At 37.9% G+C, this 12,770-nt stretch carries 17 protein-coding genes; 5 read left to right on the plus strand and 12 right to left on the minus strand.

Annotation, left to right across the window (positions count from 1 at the left end; translation table 11 throughout):
* Positions 1-133: 133 nt before the first annotated feature.
* From M0R80_02345 to M0R80_02370, 6 genes are all read right to left on the minus strand, one after another.
* Positions 134-544 (minus strand): hypothetical protein, encoded by a 411-nt coding sequence (locus tag M0R80_02345; protein MCK9458468.1) that lies wholly within the window; start codon positions 542-544, stop codon positions 134-136.
* The gene (locus M0R80_02350; GenBank protein MCK9458469.1) at positions 544-1,101 is read right to left on the minus strand and encodes a hypothetical protein; all 558 of its coding nucleotides are present in this window, start codon (positions 1,099-1,101) and stop codon (positions 544-546) included. Before M0R80_02350 ends, M0R80_02345 begins: the two co-directional genes overlap by 1 nt.
* 202 nt (positions 1,102-1,303) lie before the next feature.
* On the minus strand, positions 1,304-1,735 hold the full coding sequence (locus M0R80_02355; protein ID MCK9458470.1) for a hypothetical protein: 432 nt from the start codon (positions 1,733-1,735) through the stop codon (positions 1,304-1,306).
* Positions 1,736-1,742: 7 nt separating this feature from the next.
* On the minus strand, positions 1,743-2,054 hold the full coding sequence (locus tag M0R80_02360) for a hypothetical protein (protein MCK9458471.1): 312 nt from the start codon (positions 2,052-2,054) through the stop codon (positions 1,743-1,745).
* Entirely contained in the window at positions 2,051-3,349 is a 1,299-nt protein-coding gene (locus tag M0R80_02365; protein ID MCK9458472.1) for a DNA polymerase, read from the minus strand. The genes M0R80_02360 and M0R80_02365 overlap by 4 nt, the downstream gene beginning before the upstream one ends.
* A gap of 33 nt (positions 3,350-3,382) precedes the next feature.
* Entirely contained in the window at positions 3,383-5,032 is a 1,650-nt protein-coding gene (locus M0R80_02370) for a hypothetical protein (GenBank protein MCK9458473.1), read from the minus strand.
* 551 nt (positions 5,033-5,583) lie between these two features.
* Here M0R80_02370 and M0R80_02375 point away from each other — a divergent pair.
* Positions 5,584-6,258 carry a hypothetical protein gene (locus M0R80_02375; protein ID MCK9458474.1) on the plus strand — a complete coding sequence of 225 codons (675 nt, stop codon included), beginning with the start codon at positions 5,584-5,586 and terminating at the stop codon, positions 6,256-6,258.
* A 175-nt stretch (positions 6,259-6,433) separates the two neighbouring features.
* Here the strand turns inward: M0R80_02375 and M0R80_02380 are convergent, their stop codons facing one another.
* From M0R80_02380 to M0R80_02395, 4 genes are read right to left on the minus strand one after another with little or no spacing between them, the layout of a single operon-like run.
* Positions 6,434-6,985: a hypothetical protein gene (locus tag M0R80_02380; protein ID MCK9458475.1), complete on the minus strand. Its 552-nt coding sequence runs from the start codon at positions 6,983-6,985 to the stop codon at positions 6,434-6,436.
* Positions 6,986-6,987: 2 nt separating this feature from the next.
* Positions 6,988-7,764, minus strand: coding sequence for a hypothetical protein (locus M0R80_02385; GenBank protein ID MCK9458476.1), 777 nt, complete (start codon positions 7,762-7,764; stop codon positions 6,988-6,990).
* Positions 7,761-8,000, minus strand: coding sequence for a hypothetical protein (locus M0R80_02390; protein ID MCK9458477.1), 240 nt, complete (start codon positions 7,998-8,000; stop codon positions 7,761-7,763). Before M0R80_02390 ends, M0R80_02385 begins: the two co-directional genes overlap by 4 nt.
* A gap of 12 nt (positions 8,001-8,012) precedes the next feature.
* Entirely contained in the window at positions 8,013-8,339 is a 327-nt protein-coding gene (locus tag M0R80_02395; GenBank protein MCK9458478.1) for a cupin domain-containing protein, read from the minus strand.
* A 23-nt stretch (positions 8,340-8,362) separates the two neighbouring features.
* On the opposite strand from M0R80_02395, the gene M0R80_02400 reads away from it, so the two are divergent.
* The 4 genes from M0R80_02400 (at position 8,363) to M0R80_02415 (ending at position 11,305) form a co-directional block, all read left to right on the plus strand.
* Positions 8,363-8,668, plus strand: a complete 306-nt coding sequence (locus M0R80_02400) for a hypothetical protein (GenBank protein ID MCK9458479.1) — start codon at positions 8,363-8,365, stop codon at positions 8,666-8,668.
* Positions 8,665-8,946 (plus strand): hypothetical protein, encoded by a 282-nt coding sequence (locus tag M0R80_02405; protein MCK9458480.1) that lies wholly within the window; start codon positions 8,665-8,667, stop codon positions 8,944-8,946. The genes M0R80_02400 and M0R80_02405 overlap by 4 nt, the downstream gene beginning before the upstream one ends.
* A gap of 186 nt (positions 8,947-9,132) precedes the next feature.
* Positions 9,133-10,584, plus strand: coding sequence for a DEAD/DEAH box helicase family protein (locus M0R80_02410; GenBank protein ID MCK9458481.1), 1,452 nt, complete (start codon positions 9,133-9,135; stop codon positions 10,582-10,584).
* Between the two features lie 22 nt (positions 10,585-10,606).
* The gene (locus M0R80_02415) at positions 10,607-11,305 is read left to right on the plus strand and encodes a hypothetical protein (GenBank protein MCK9458482.1); all 699 of its coding nucleotides are present in this window, start codon (positions 10,607-10,609) and stop codon (positions 11,303-11,305) included.
* A gap of 29 nt (positions 11,306-11,334) precedes the next feature.
* Here the strand turns inward: M0R80_02415 and M0R80_02420 are convergent, their stop codons facing one another.
* Both M0R80_02420 and M0R80_02425 read right to left on the minus strand, forming a co-directional pair.
* A complete protein-coding gene (locus M0R80_02420; protein MCK9458483.1) occupies positions 11,335-11,571 on the minus strand; it encodes a hypothetical protein in 237 nt (78 codons plus the stop codon).
* 24 nt (positions 11,572-11,595) lie between these two features.
* A complete protein-coding gene (locus M0R80_02425) occupies positions 11,596-12,690 on the minus strand; it encodes a KamA family radical SAM protein (GenBank protein ID MCK9458484.1) in 1,095 nt (364 codons plus the stop codon).
* Between the last annotated feature and the right edge of the window lie 80 nt (positions 12,691-12,770).

Raw genomic sequence — 12,770 nt, forward strand, 5'->3', positions numbered from 1 at the left:
ATCATATGCTCATAAGTGGCTTGCGTAATTTCGCCTTCCTCAAACTCATGCTCAAAATAATTCATCAAAGCAAGCCAATCATTCCATCTCATATCATCATCAAGGATGCTGCTCTTGCATTCACTGCACCTTATCATATCACACTACTCCATTTCTTTACCAGCCATTTATATGCCCCGACAATCCTTGCCCATAATATACCACCCCGTTTACAACCTTCGGGCTGGTCATCTACCCAAAATAGCACAACATATCCAGCCTTCTCACACACGTCAATCTTCCAATGACGACCACACCAAATAACATCGTCTACCCAAGCATTGTCCCCAATCAATCCTGCTTGTTCAAATACTTTAATATCATCGGCTGTGCCTGTTCTGCTAGTTGCTACGATAAGTTTTAAACTCAAGTCTTTAGCTAACTTAGGCAAATGGGCCGCAAATATAGATGGGGAGAGGGAAATGGTATTGTCATAATCAACCGCTATTGCGAATTTCGTGAGTAAATTCAATTCCAAATAAGGAGCATAAACATATTCAGACATTATTTTCCCCCAAGATAGTCAAACTCACTTAATGAAACCGATGCTGCTCTAATTGATTTTTCCTTTGTAATCTTTTTCCCCATCGCCTTTAAACGATTCCAAGAAATGGATTTACAATATGTTTTAAATTTGGCATCGATCTTTAAAGGGGCTTGTTTTGATGGCTGCTTCTCATCAGGCACATAAGTAGACACCAAGAGCGTCAACATTTGTTCTTGATGTGGCCCAAACTTTTGCCGACTGGCACCATGCCGAGTTTTATTATTCCATAAATTCTGAAGTTCGTCAAGAACACTCATAAGAAATCTGTCTGTAATATGCAATTTACATATTTTTAAACATTTTTCAATATATGTTTGCCTCTTAAAATATGTTCCCGCTGTTAGCAAGGAAATTTTTAAATCTTGAACAATATCTTCTTGTTCATCAGTATGATTGTTTTTGGTATTCTTAAAATACAATTGCCAAGCCTGATAATGGCTTAATTTGCCGAAGTTATCTTCTAGCTCTTCATACTCCTGATTTGTGACCGGAAAATTTTCAAAAATATAATTCATATAACCTTTCTGTTAAATATCATCACATATATCTTTATAGCATTCCTTGCATAACCAAACCTTACGCTTCGCCTCTGGACTGTCTGGATATATCTCGGCAGCAAATGGGTTTGGTCCATATATCATCCTATCTGCAACGTGTATTTTGTTACAAGAACCACAACAATGTGTATTCTTGCCTTTGGCAAGTTGTACTGCCTCTTTACGCTTTCTCTTCGATAATATCTTGGTCATTGCTAAGAATTTCCTTCATAGAAATGGGACAACAATACGATGAAGATTCATATGAAAACGACCAGGGAATATACTCAAAACCGTAATCTGAATCTGGTTCGTGCATCGGCGGGGGCATCTTTACATCATTAAATTTCCAATATTCCATAAGCTCATTATTACCGCCATAGAGCCTTATTTCGGCTGACGTTACGAACGACACAACATCTTGATTAAATTCTTCGAAAACACAAAATTGCATAGTTCCACTAATGGGAACAATCTTGCCGCCATTTTCATCCCCAACTGCCATATAGGGAAACGCCGGTCGTTCTTCCGGCCTAATAATAATTTCTGGAATTATTATTTTTCCATCAGCATTCTTTCCCTCAAACATCCATCGCCATTTTCTTTTTAACATTTTTTCCTCATATCCCTGCTAGACCAACCTTGTGATCGAATCCAAGTATCACTTCAACCCTGGTTTGGATTTCTCGGATGGAATGGCCAAGTAAGTGATAACCCTTGTGTTCTAATTCGTCCTGAGTTTTCTCCCAATCCAACCTGCGTTTTTTCTCATGTGGCAGCGGCTCCACAGGAAGATCATTGTCAGCACAAATCTGTCGAACCATTTCTTCATGAAACCGTTCCCAAAAAAGATTATATTTTGCTCTCCAAACAGAATAACGCACCTTTTGGCCACGATAAGCACAACGCTCTTTGTTCTTGACTTTCCTCATTTCACTACTTTCAACTGATTGAGATTTCTACCTCTATAGGCTTTAACCCGCAATCTTAAACCAGGATACAACCCATCCTCTTCCTCTAAAATGTCTTTACACAAATTTAAAACATTTATTTCTTGCCCCACATTTGGAATTATATAATATCCATCGTGAACATGAAAGCTAATTCTTGCAATTCCCTGAATAATTTTATGTAATTTCACCAATTTGTGTAAACAAATAACAGATGCTGGGGCCTGGATGTGGAAGTTTCTTAGTTGTGTGCGATAATATTCTTCTTCAAATAAACGATTTCGCCCATAGTAATCAATTGCCCTATTATCTTTTACGTCCTTGTTGTTCAACCAGCCCATAGCTATGGGAAACTTTTTATAAATTCGACTAATAATGGTTTTTGCCGTTTCCTCAGCTACATCATTTTTCTTGGCTAAAGTAGCCGCACCCATGCCAAATGCCACAGGCAAAAAGAACCCTTTGCACACCTTTCGCCGTGATGGAGAACATTCGAGCCCGGTTATGGTTTCCCAAATAGACTCATACACATCTCGACTACGATTTAAGATATTGCCTAACAAAGTGTCTTTGGATAGCCATTGCAACACGGAAACTTCCATATTTTTGAAGTCGAAATACAAAAAATCCTTGCTATCGAAATCAGGAGTGGTTAAAAATTGCTTCTCAGATTCTTCAAGGGTATGTGGATTGAAGGACTTATTAAAAGCATCCCTGCACTTCATTCGACCATTCTTCTGCCCCTCAATCTCATAATAGGGATGTAAAATAGCCTTTTGATCGGTATGTGCCAATCCCAAGGTTTCAATCCGAGGAAGAACCTCTCGAATCAATGGAGTATATATGGTTTTATATATGGTTTTTGTCTGCTCCCAACTAGAATTACCAACAACCCTTGCCAATCGCCCTTTGGCTTGATTAAAACTACCAGGACAGGGCTCAGAATGCCCCAGGAATGCCTCAATTAGCTTTAAATCAACGATTGATGCCGATATGCTCAATTCCTTGCCCGTAATTGCTAAAATAAAACTAAACAAATTCTTGGCATTCCAGGCAATCAACACCTTGGACTGATCTAAATAATACTTTAGCTCGCCAATAATATTAATAAGTTCCGCTGGCTTATGGCTTAAAGGAATATCCATCCTTTTATTCGGAGCCATAATTACAAGGGTAGCGGGTGCCTTTGGATTGGTAAAATCCAATACTTCGGGAGAAGTGGCAACAAAAAGGGTTTGACCAACAAGAGACTCTAGAGTTTCTGCCAATTCCGACATAAGATAAAGTATACCAAAAGGAAGGTAAAAAAGCTAATCCTCAAAATCACCAAACTTTGTGCCAAACTTCTCGCCATGTTTTTTGAAAAACTCTTCCCTTTGTTTGATATTATCGAGAACCCTCTTTAATTCTTCCCCATAATACTTTTGATTTAATAAATCCAACCAATCCTTTTCCTCTATGAATTTTAAGGTCTCTTGGGGTTTGGCCTTATAACATCTACTCAGAAAGTGATGTAAATTCTCGGCGGCGGGCTCTTTATACATCATTTCCAACATTTTTTCTGGCTGTTTTTCTGTTTTCCCGTAATTACCATCATAACAATCAAAGACTTTGCGACGATTGTCGTTGTCGGGAGCATCCTCATATAATTTAAGTACGTCGTTCCAACCCTTCTGTCCAGCCAAATAAATAAATTTTTCTTTTACCAAGTAATAAGGATCAAAACTTCCTTTGGCTGTGGGGTGGAAAATTTTGGACAACTTCTCCGCAATCATTTTTACAGTTGGCTCTAATTCCTTATTGGTATAGCCACCTGCCTTCCATTTCGCTTCCGCTTCTTCATAACCTGGATCGTTGTATCTGGTTTTGCGAAATTCCCTATATCGAGTGTAGAATCTATCGAACAAAACTTCAGTATTGCGAAGTTTTAAAATAGGCTCCTTGGCGGTCAACACCATGTTGATTGTGGCATGTAAATCATTGAAATCCTCTCCCTCCACCTCAGTTCCATCTTTTTCCCAATCCTGTAGCCCACCATTCACAAATGAATTAAACAACTTTGGATCAAGTTCTCCTGTAAGTGCTTTTTTCGGAACCTTGAAATGAAAGGTGTTTTTTAGGGTGTTAGCGTCAGCCACCATCATTTCTTCTGGGGTCATGCTCTTATGCCCGCCACGGTTCGACATTGTATCAGAGATATTATACCAACCACCTTGTGGACCATTGGGACCAAAATTAGTGGGGACTGTTCCTAAAAGCAAATAAGCAACGTCAGAGGGATTGTAGATATGCCCCTTCTTCCAATTATCCATCACATAATCAACCCGCTCTTTTTCGTGCTCCCCAGTCAAAACTTTTAGATCACTTTGACGAATTGGGGCTCCTCCAGCACCGATACTAATAACAGGGTCTTCATCATCTTGACCTCCTTGCTGTGCCCCATAGGAAGAGAGAGGATTGGGTTTAATGGGGTCTACATAAATTCTGGATTTATCGTGGTCAACGTAGGTAACTTTCCAATAGGGTGTCATATTTAAAGCATGATCGCCTACCTTGTCGCCTATTTGGACATCTTCTAAATTGTTGATAGAACCAGGGTCATCTGCCCAATCATAATAATAACCCTCGATGTTGTCTTGCTTCACATTCCCAAACTTAAGTTGCCAAATACCATAGTGGGCTTTAATTTGTTGTCCTAATACCATTTTCCCAATATAAACCCGGCCTCTTTGTTGATCTATTCTTTCCACCTGAAATCGACCATCTGGACGTTCGATAGGGGTTTTTATTTTAATTTTGGCCAGTTCATCAATCGCACCACCAGCTTGTTGAAAATCGATGTAGTAATCCCCATTCTCATCGTTTTGGATTTGTCCCCATTTCAACAAGAGGAAAGAAGGCCAAGGTCTTTTTCTTTGAGCCTCATTCAACAACAATAAATTAAAATCAAAAAAGTTCACAAACATATGTAGCCAAAAAGCCTTTCATTTTTATTGTTGTTTATTTGTTTTATTATATATTATGGCTTTCCCTTTAGGGGGAAATAAGTACTTAAGTAACTTACTAGACCCTAAAAGTTTTTATACTTGTGGCTAAACGTAACAGAGTCACCTTTGGCACCCCTTTTCAGGGGTAAAGCCTTATGGGTTCAGGCTGCCTTTAACGGTTCTCTCGCTTTTCACGTTTTCCCCGCCCCTATTCATAAGCTTAGGGGCAAGCGTGACCGGCAATAGGCAGACTTTTGACCTGCCTATCGTATACCACTTCTGGTATAGACGTAAATACCCAGCCATTTAACATGCATCCCAATTTCTGTAGGAATGCAAGGACGGATCAATACCGCCCCGTTGCCCGGTAGAGATTTACGTTTAGGTCCACAAATATTTTTCTGTTTAAATTGTAGTTCTTTCACGGGGTGACCGTGAATTGGTTATAATATAGTTTATCGCTTTTCAGGAGTCAACTAGATTTTTCTATTTCATGTTTTTTATGAATGGTATATAATACTGCCATGAACAACTCCCGTCTAGAAGCTGTGTTAAAATACAAGATGACAAAACTCGAAGCATTGGCATTTCGGGTAGCATTGTTATGGGAGGAAGTTTCCCAAAAGGAATTTCCCAATGAACATTTTGTAAAATTGCGAATAAAAGGTGATCCTCGTAAGTCACTATTGTTTAAATATTGTTACACACTGGTCCGACAAACGCAAGGTCTTTTACAGCCCAAGGAGTATCGATTTTACATCCTGGCACAACTTCAATTAATGGCAAAAATGGGGAATGGCGAAGTTCACGCTCTGCTGGAGCCCTGTATTTTGGTTGGACCAAAAGCATGGATACGTTGGACTTGGTGGAAAAGTAAATATGAAAAAAATATGAGGCTATTAACCACCAATACAGAGGATTTGAAACTAACTCCGCAAATAGAAAATATTCAAAGGGATTTATTAAAAACCAAGAAATTTTTGGGCGATCCTTCAAAAGAGCAAGTACAACAATGGTTGGAAGAAAAAAAATTGCAAGAATGGATAACCACCAGTAAAATATCGCCTTATTACATATTGCTACACCCTTTGGTGATTGAGTGCTTATCTGGACAGTCGATCAATCAAGTGTTTGAAAGAGATTTGAGCATTTATAAAATTTCTGATGAAATAAAATCATTATTCTACACTATATTTTAGACATATGATAAACATAATCCTCCCAGAAACCGTGGCGGGTTTTGCCCGCCCTATATGCCCACATTGTGATAAAGAATATGATTTAGAGATTGTTGATAAAGGCCCCACTAAATGCATTGAATGTAGTAGATGGTTTAAGGTGTCGTCTAAAACCATTTACCAGTCCAGAGAAATTTTAGAATAATTTTCTTTGAGGCGGTTCGTCTGGCCATAAAGCAAACTTTTTTTGCCAAGGCTTGAATCTTAATGTTCCAATTGGCTCGGGTGCTGGTATTTCTATTGGTTTTGGTGGTATTTCTATTGGTTTTGGTGGTATTTCTATTGGTTTTGGTGGTATTTCTATTGGTTTTGGTGGCACAACGATTGGTGCTGGTTTTTCTATTGGCTTTGGTACTTCGACTGGTTCTTCCGGCTTTTCTGGCTTAAAGCCCTCTTCATCACTCAGTCTAATTCCCCCTCTTATTCTGCTTCTTTCTAATTGAGCACCAATAAGAGACAATACTTCTTCTATACTGTCATCTTCCGCTTTTTTAAGTCTTTTTAATACTTTAGATTTAAATTCATCATAATCAAAACTATATTGATGTTTTTCATACCATCTTTCTATTGCTCTGACTGCAACTGGACCTAATTTAGAAAACTCTATATCGCCATCGATAAAATTTAAGTATAGTTCTTCTGCTCGGGACAGAGCACTTTCAGAAATTATCCATTCTTTGAAATTCATTTTTAATACCAATACATCCAGTTAGAAATGCATTCAACAACTTCCTCCATCGGCTGGCTTGGGAAGAAATATAACTCTAAATCCTGTTGTGATTGTTGCCATTCACGCCCTTTTTGCGGAGAATAAATATTAAAATTACTTAATTTAATGACGCCGTGATCTTTGTTATAATTTAGCCTTGTATGATTTTCTTCTATGCGTCTTTGTTGTCTCCACCCTTGTCCCATTCCTCGAACTGAAAAACGGATGATATATTCATCTTCATCATTTTTTCTAGTTCCTTCGAAAATAAACAATGAATTGGATGTCTTTTTTAACATATTACTCATAGAGGCTGCTAATTCTTCTAAATCTTTATAGTCATGATTGGCTGAATCAAGTGGTTCCATATCAACTTGTTTGATAACTTCCATAATTTCTTGAGATACTGATTCTTCTTGACCGCCTGAGCCATCTTGAGGAATTTGATAAAACCTTTTACAACCCCATCGTTTCATGCCTTGTAAGTCTATATTGAGCCTTTCGACCATAACACAAAGCTTGTTTCCAATTCTTACCCTTATGGCTCCTGGGTCTTGTCCCCATTGAATTTCATTGATAAATCTGATATTGGGTTCTTTGACTCCCAAAGGATATTGTCCAAGACTGGTCATCAATCGAGTAAGACTAAATTCTTTGACTGGTTTTTCAAGTTTTTCTGGCTTAGGATCAGCATAGAGTTCTCTTTCAAACCCAAAAATATCTTTTGATTCAATCCAGCATTTAAAGGTATTTTTCATTCGGCGGCTCTCACAACTTTCTCTTTTACCATATTGTCAAAATCATCAACATAAACTTGATAAATTCTATCTGTGCGTTTGTTTTTCAAATTGTAAGAATCTCTATCTTCTGAAGGCATTACAAGATATGTTCCTTTGGGCAAGGAAATAGCTCCCCTGGCACCCGCAGGTATATTTTGAAGCACAAACACCCAATTACCCGGTTCTGGGTAAGTAAGCCATTCACGAAATGTCATAAGAATATATAGCTATGCAGGACCACTTTCTTCTTCCCGATAACTATCAGAATCTTCGTGATGTGTGGATATTTCTAATATTTTAGAATCTTCCAAGCCTGTAAAACGATGTTTTTGGTGCGGCTCGATTGTCTGTATGTCCATAGGCCCCATCGTTCTTATCTGTCCATCTACCTCCATTAGGACTTTGCCATCCATAATTATAAAAGTTTCATCCTTGATATGATGACAATGTAGAGAACATTTAAACCCCTTTTTAAGATTGAGAAATTTACCACAATATTCTCTGTTTACCAACCACACTTCGTTTCCCCATACTTTTTCTACTAATTTAATCATAATTTACCTCTATATAATAAAGTATGAAATTCTCTATTTGGTTAGAATCGCAGTTTAACGACGATATAGAAAAAGCTTTACTTAATTTAAAGTATACTGCACCTGATCTAGATATGAGCAGATTTGATGATTTAATTTCTGATCTAAATGACAGGGGTTTAATTCCTGCTGGTGTCAATCCTGCACGCTTTGCAGCGGCTTTGAAATCACGCATAAAAAACCCACCTCTGGACAAAATAGATAAAACTGGGGAACGTATCCCGCCAGAACATCGAGATGCTGTAGAGCTATCACTAAGAAAATATTGGGGAGCATATAAAAAAAGATGAAATTTTCCATTTGGCTTGAAACACGTAGTATAGAAAATCTCAAAAAAACCATATTGGTTTCTTTATTTCCCACCCTCGATAGCCATCAGCAGGAAGATAATTTGGTACTAACTATGGATACTTTAGACCAAGACCTGATTGATAGCATGTTGGATAATGGAAATGTCAAAGAGTATCTTGGCGAACGTAATCCACACCAATTCTTACAATCTAAAAAAGGGATCACTGTTCAGCAATTTGTTGATTGGTTGGCAAGTGGTCAAGCTGCTACTGTTTAATTTTATCAATAAGCCGCATGATTTGTGCCGCAATCCAAATAGGGATTATAATAATAAACGCAAATATAAGCCCAACAAGACCGCAGGCCAAGTATAACCAAGTGTGCCAGTCAAACCAATTCATTTTAGGGTCTGCCATGTAAATATATATTGCATTGCTTGTCATAATAAGCTACAATAAAATTGATGAATCAATTAGTTTTAGAAAATCATTATTCCCGTTTAATAACACAAGACGACCACCTAAATCTACTTCTTTGGTCAAAACTAAGATTTAGGGATCGTGACTATTTTCATAGTCGTTTGTATAAACAAAAGAAGTGGGATGGTTTTCATAATTTTTATTCTAAAGAGACCGGCAAATTCCTGACAGGCATTCTGCCAGAGATACTGTTGGTTATGAATAAATTGAAAGTCAAATATGAAATCATTGATAATCGTAAGATGATTCAATGGCGAGTGCCCACAATCAATGACCAGTTTCTTAACTATTGGCTCACCGAATACAACGCCAGTGTCACCACAGAGGAACAACAAAAAGATTATACTTTGCGGGACTTTCAACCAGATGTAGTAAATGGAGTGTTGAAGCATTTTAGGGGATTAGTGGTTGCTCCTACTGGCACCGGCAAAACAGCCATCTTGATCTCATTAGTTAAATGTCTACCCAAACATTGTCCAACTTTAATTTTGTCAAATCGACGGGGCTTATCTGACCAACACTATTCGGACTTAAAGAACTGGGGTGTGCCTGATATTGGTAGACTATATGACAAATATAAAGACCCTAATTTTATTACCTGTGCTACTTGGCAATCAGCGGGCAAATTAGGCAAGTTGTTACCCCAAATTAAAGTTTTGCTTGTTGATGAAATTCACGAAATGATGACGGCAGGCACCCGTAAAATCTACAATAAATTAACAGGATGTAGTGTCCGGGTTGGTATATCTGGAACGCCTTTTAAATACGATGGTAAAGACTCCAAACAGAAATGGCTTACCAAAGGATACTTTGGGCCTCCCATTCAAATAGCTTCTGCCAAAGACGGAAAACTTACGGTCAAAGAAGCTCAACAAAAGGGTATGCTTGTATCATGCAAAGCGGTTTTTTGGCCCATTCGAGAGCCGATGTTGCCTTATGATATTTACCTCGATGCCGTCACCAGAGGCATTGCTGAAAATTATGATTTTCATCATATTATTGAGAGATTGGTAAAAACTCTCAAAGGCAGGACGTTGATCCTGGTAGAAAGATTGGCTCATGGAGATATATTAAACAACATAATTCCAGGCTCTTTGTGGGTGCAAGGCAAAGACAATCTAGAAACTCGTAAACACGTAATTCGTGAATTGATGTTTGCAAAGGAATGTGTGGCGATTGCCACAAGTGGTATATTTTCAGCCGGTATCAATGTTTTTTGTCACAATTTTTTGAATGCCCAAGGAGGACAAGCAGATCATCAAATTATTCAGAGAATAGGAAGAGGATTGCGTCCTGCTGACGATAAGGATGTATTATATTACCATGACTTCTATTTTCACATAAATGAATATCTTGAAGATCATTCTAAAAAAAGAATTAAAATTCTAAAAAAACAAGGGCACGAAGTAATTATAAAAGATTCTATAGATTTTTGATAACACAAGCATAAATATATGTATGAACTCAACAGAAATACATAATCAAAAAATTACAAAGATTTGTCCCCAGTGTGGAAAGACATACAAGGTCCGCAGACCAAGTGAAATGTCTATCCGAATTTTTTGCTCAAAGCAATGTGCCCATGATTCTACTAAAAAAGAAAAAACAATTGTTAGATGTGAAATTTGCGACAAAGAAATTGAGGTTTTGCCATGTTTGTTAGAACAAACAAAATATTGTTCAAAAAAATGTAAATGGATTGGAACCAGAAAAATAAGAGACGGTCTTAGTCGTCAATGCAATCAATGTAAAGAAACGAAACCTTTAGATTGTTTCGGCAGCACAGAATATAGCAGAAAGCATGAATATATTTGTAAAATTTGCAGAGCAAAATTGAGCCACGCCAGAATGCGAACAACAAAAGGACAATTTGCTGCCTGTAAACATATTGCTAAACGAAGAAAATTAGAATGGAACATAAGCGAAGAAGAATACACAGAATTACGCAAGATGAAGTGCCACTATTGTTATGAGTCGTTAAATGAAACAGGAACTGGTCTCGACCGCAAGGACAACAGCAAAGGCTATATATTAGACAATGTGGTGCCTTGCTGTTGTCATTGCAACAGAACCAGAAGCGACCATTTTACATATGAAGAAATGCTTCGATTAGCAGTGTTGATAAGAGAAATAAAAAGAGATAGGTTAAATGCGTAAACTTCACAGGCCAACCGGGGATGGCTCGATCACTCAGAATCAAGTGAAATTTGACCCAAGCCATATGTGGGAGGGTCTTTTAACGAAATCATCTCCACTCTTGTTTCTGAATTAGGTCGAGTAGGCAATACCATCACCTCATAACCATCATCTTGCAATTTTTTAAACAAATCGCCATGATCTTTTTTTGTTTTATCAACAAAAGCTTCAGCTTGAGTGGGTGCCAAGGTTCCGATATCCAGATAAATAACAAATAAACCGTTCATATAATCTCCTTTTTAATAAAGGAGTTATATTTCTGGATATTCCATAATCTTTCCTTCGAAATTTCTTAAAATAACCTTCTCTGGGGTTTGAGAGATCAAATAAGTTGGCAATATTGGAATTTTACCACCAGGAGTGTCTATCACATATTGAGGGATGGCCAAACCAGATAATCTGCCTCTTAGATGCTCCATAATCTCAATGCCCTTGGCGACCTTTGTTCGAAAGTGATTGGCACCATTCACTATATCACATTGAAATAAGTAATAAGGTCTTACCCGCATTCTGACAAGTTTGCGGCACAATTCTTCCTGAATAAACTTATCGTCATTCACGCCTTTCAATAAAACGGATTGATTATTGACAGGGATACCATTGTCGATGAGTTTTGCACAAGCTGCTTGGGACTGGGCCGTGATTTCCCGAGGATGATTGAAATGAGTGTTCACAAAAACTGGTTGGAAATCCTTGAGCGTTTCCACCAATTCGTCATCAATTCTCATTGGTAAAACTACTGGAACTTTGGTGCCGATCCTGATGATTTGAACCGATTCAACAGCCCTGACTTGACTGAGAATAAATCGTATGTCATATCTGTCTAATAGCAATGGATCGCCACCAGAAAGAATCACATCAGTTATCTCAGGGTGATTTTTAAGATACTCTTTAATATCAGCCACTTCACCATCGGTTAGATTGCAATAGAAAGGACTACCAACTGTTCTTTTTCTGGTGCAATAACGACAGTAAACACTGCATTGGGCTGTGCAAATAATGAGTGCCCTATCTCTATAACGATGCACAAGATGAGGCACCGGCATTTGTTGGTCTTCTTGGAGAGGATCATCTACGCAGCAATCTCCCGATAACTCAGCTATATCAGGAACACACATCCTATAGATAGGATCAGATGAGTTGTATTGCTCGATGAGAGAGAGATAATAAGGCGTAATAGAGAAAGGAAATGTTTGACTGGCCTCTTGAGAAATTGGCAATCCTTTTTTTGCAGCATCTCCTACTGATTGTATCCTGTTCCTAAGCTGCCACTTCCAATCATTCCATTTACCAGGAGGCTCTTCGGCAACTTCCATGTTACCGAATAAATTCGATTCATTATCCATTTTTGTCTTGTGTGTTTCCTTGTAAAAACAATATTTATAAATAATAAAGTAGTTTGTGTCAAGTGAAAAATTTTTGGTTG

This window comes from Pseudomonadota bacterium, from assembly GCA_023229365.1.
In the GTDB taxonomy this organism is placed as follows: Bacteria; Myxococcota_A; Polyangia; order JAAYKL01; family JAAYKL01; genus JALNZK01.

Coding starts and splice junctions, on each gene's coding strand:
- M0R80_02380 (MCK9458475.1), bottom strand. CDS start 6,985: ATGAATTTCAAAGAATGGATAATTTCTGAAAGTGCTCTGTCCCGAGCA.
- M0R80_02400 (MCK9458479.1), top strand. CDS start 8,363: ATGAAATTCTCTATTTGGTTAGAATCGCAGTTTAACGACGATATAGAA.
- M0R80_02360 (MCK9458471.1), bottom strand. CDS start 2,054: ATGAGGAAAGTCAAGAACAAAGAGCGTTGTGCTTATCGTGGCCAAAAG.
- M0R80_02410 (MCK9458481.1), top strand. CDS start 9,133: ATGAATCAATTAGTTTTAGAAAATCATTATTCCCGTTTAATAACACAA.
- M0R80_02375 (MCK9458474.1), top strand. CDS start 5,584: ATGAACAACTCCCGTCTAGAAGCTGTGTTAAAATACAAGATGACAAAA.
- M0R80_02405 (MCK9458480.1), top strand. CDS start 8,665: ATGAAATTTTCCATTTGGCTTGAAACACGTAGTATAGAAAATCTCAAA.
- M0R80_02345 (MCK9458468.1), bottom strand. CDS start 544: ATGTCTGAATATGTTTATGCTCCTTATTTGGAATTGAATTTACTCACG.
- M0R80_02415 (MCK9458482.1), top strand. CDS start 10,607: ATGAACTCAACAGAAATACATAATCAAAAAATTACAAAGATTTGTCCC.
- M0R80_02390 (MCK9458477.1), bottom strand. CDS start 8,000: ATGACATTTCGTGAATGGCTTACTTACCCAGAACCGGGTAATTGGGTG.
- M0R80_02385 (MCK9458476.1), bottom strand. CDS start 7,764: ATGAAAAATACCTTTAAATGCTGGATTGAATCAAAAGATATTTTTGGG.
- M0R80_02355 (MCK9458470.1), bottom strand. CDS start 1,735: ATGTTAAAAAGAAAATGGCGATGGATGTTTGAGGGAAAGAATGCTGAT.
- M0R80_02365 (MCK9458472.1), bottom strand. CDS start 3,349: ATGTCGGAATTGGCAGAAACTCTAGAGTCTCTTGTTGGTCAAACCCTT.
- M0R80_02350 (MCK9458469.1), bottom strand. CDS start 1,101: ATGAATTATATTTTTGAAAATTTTCCGGTCACAAATCAGGAGTATGAA.
- M0R80_02395 (MCK9458478.1), bottom strand. CDS start 8,339: ATGATTAAATTAGTAGAAAAAGTATGGGGAAACGAAGTGTGGTTGGTA.
- M0R80_02420 (MCK9458483.1), bottom strand. CDS start 11,571: ATGAACGGTTTATTTGTTATTTATCTGGATATCGGAACCTTGGCACCC.
- M0R80_02425 (MCK9458484.1), bottom strand. CDS start 12,690: ATGGATAATGAATCGAATTTATTCGGTAACATGGAAGTTGCCGAAGAG.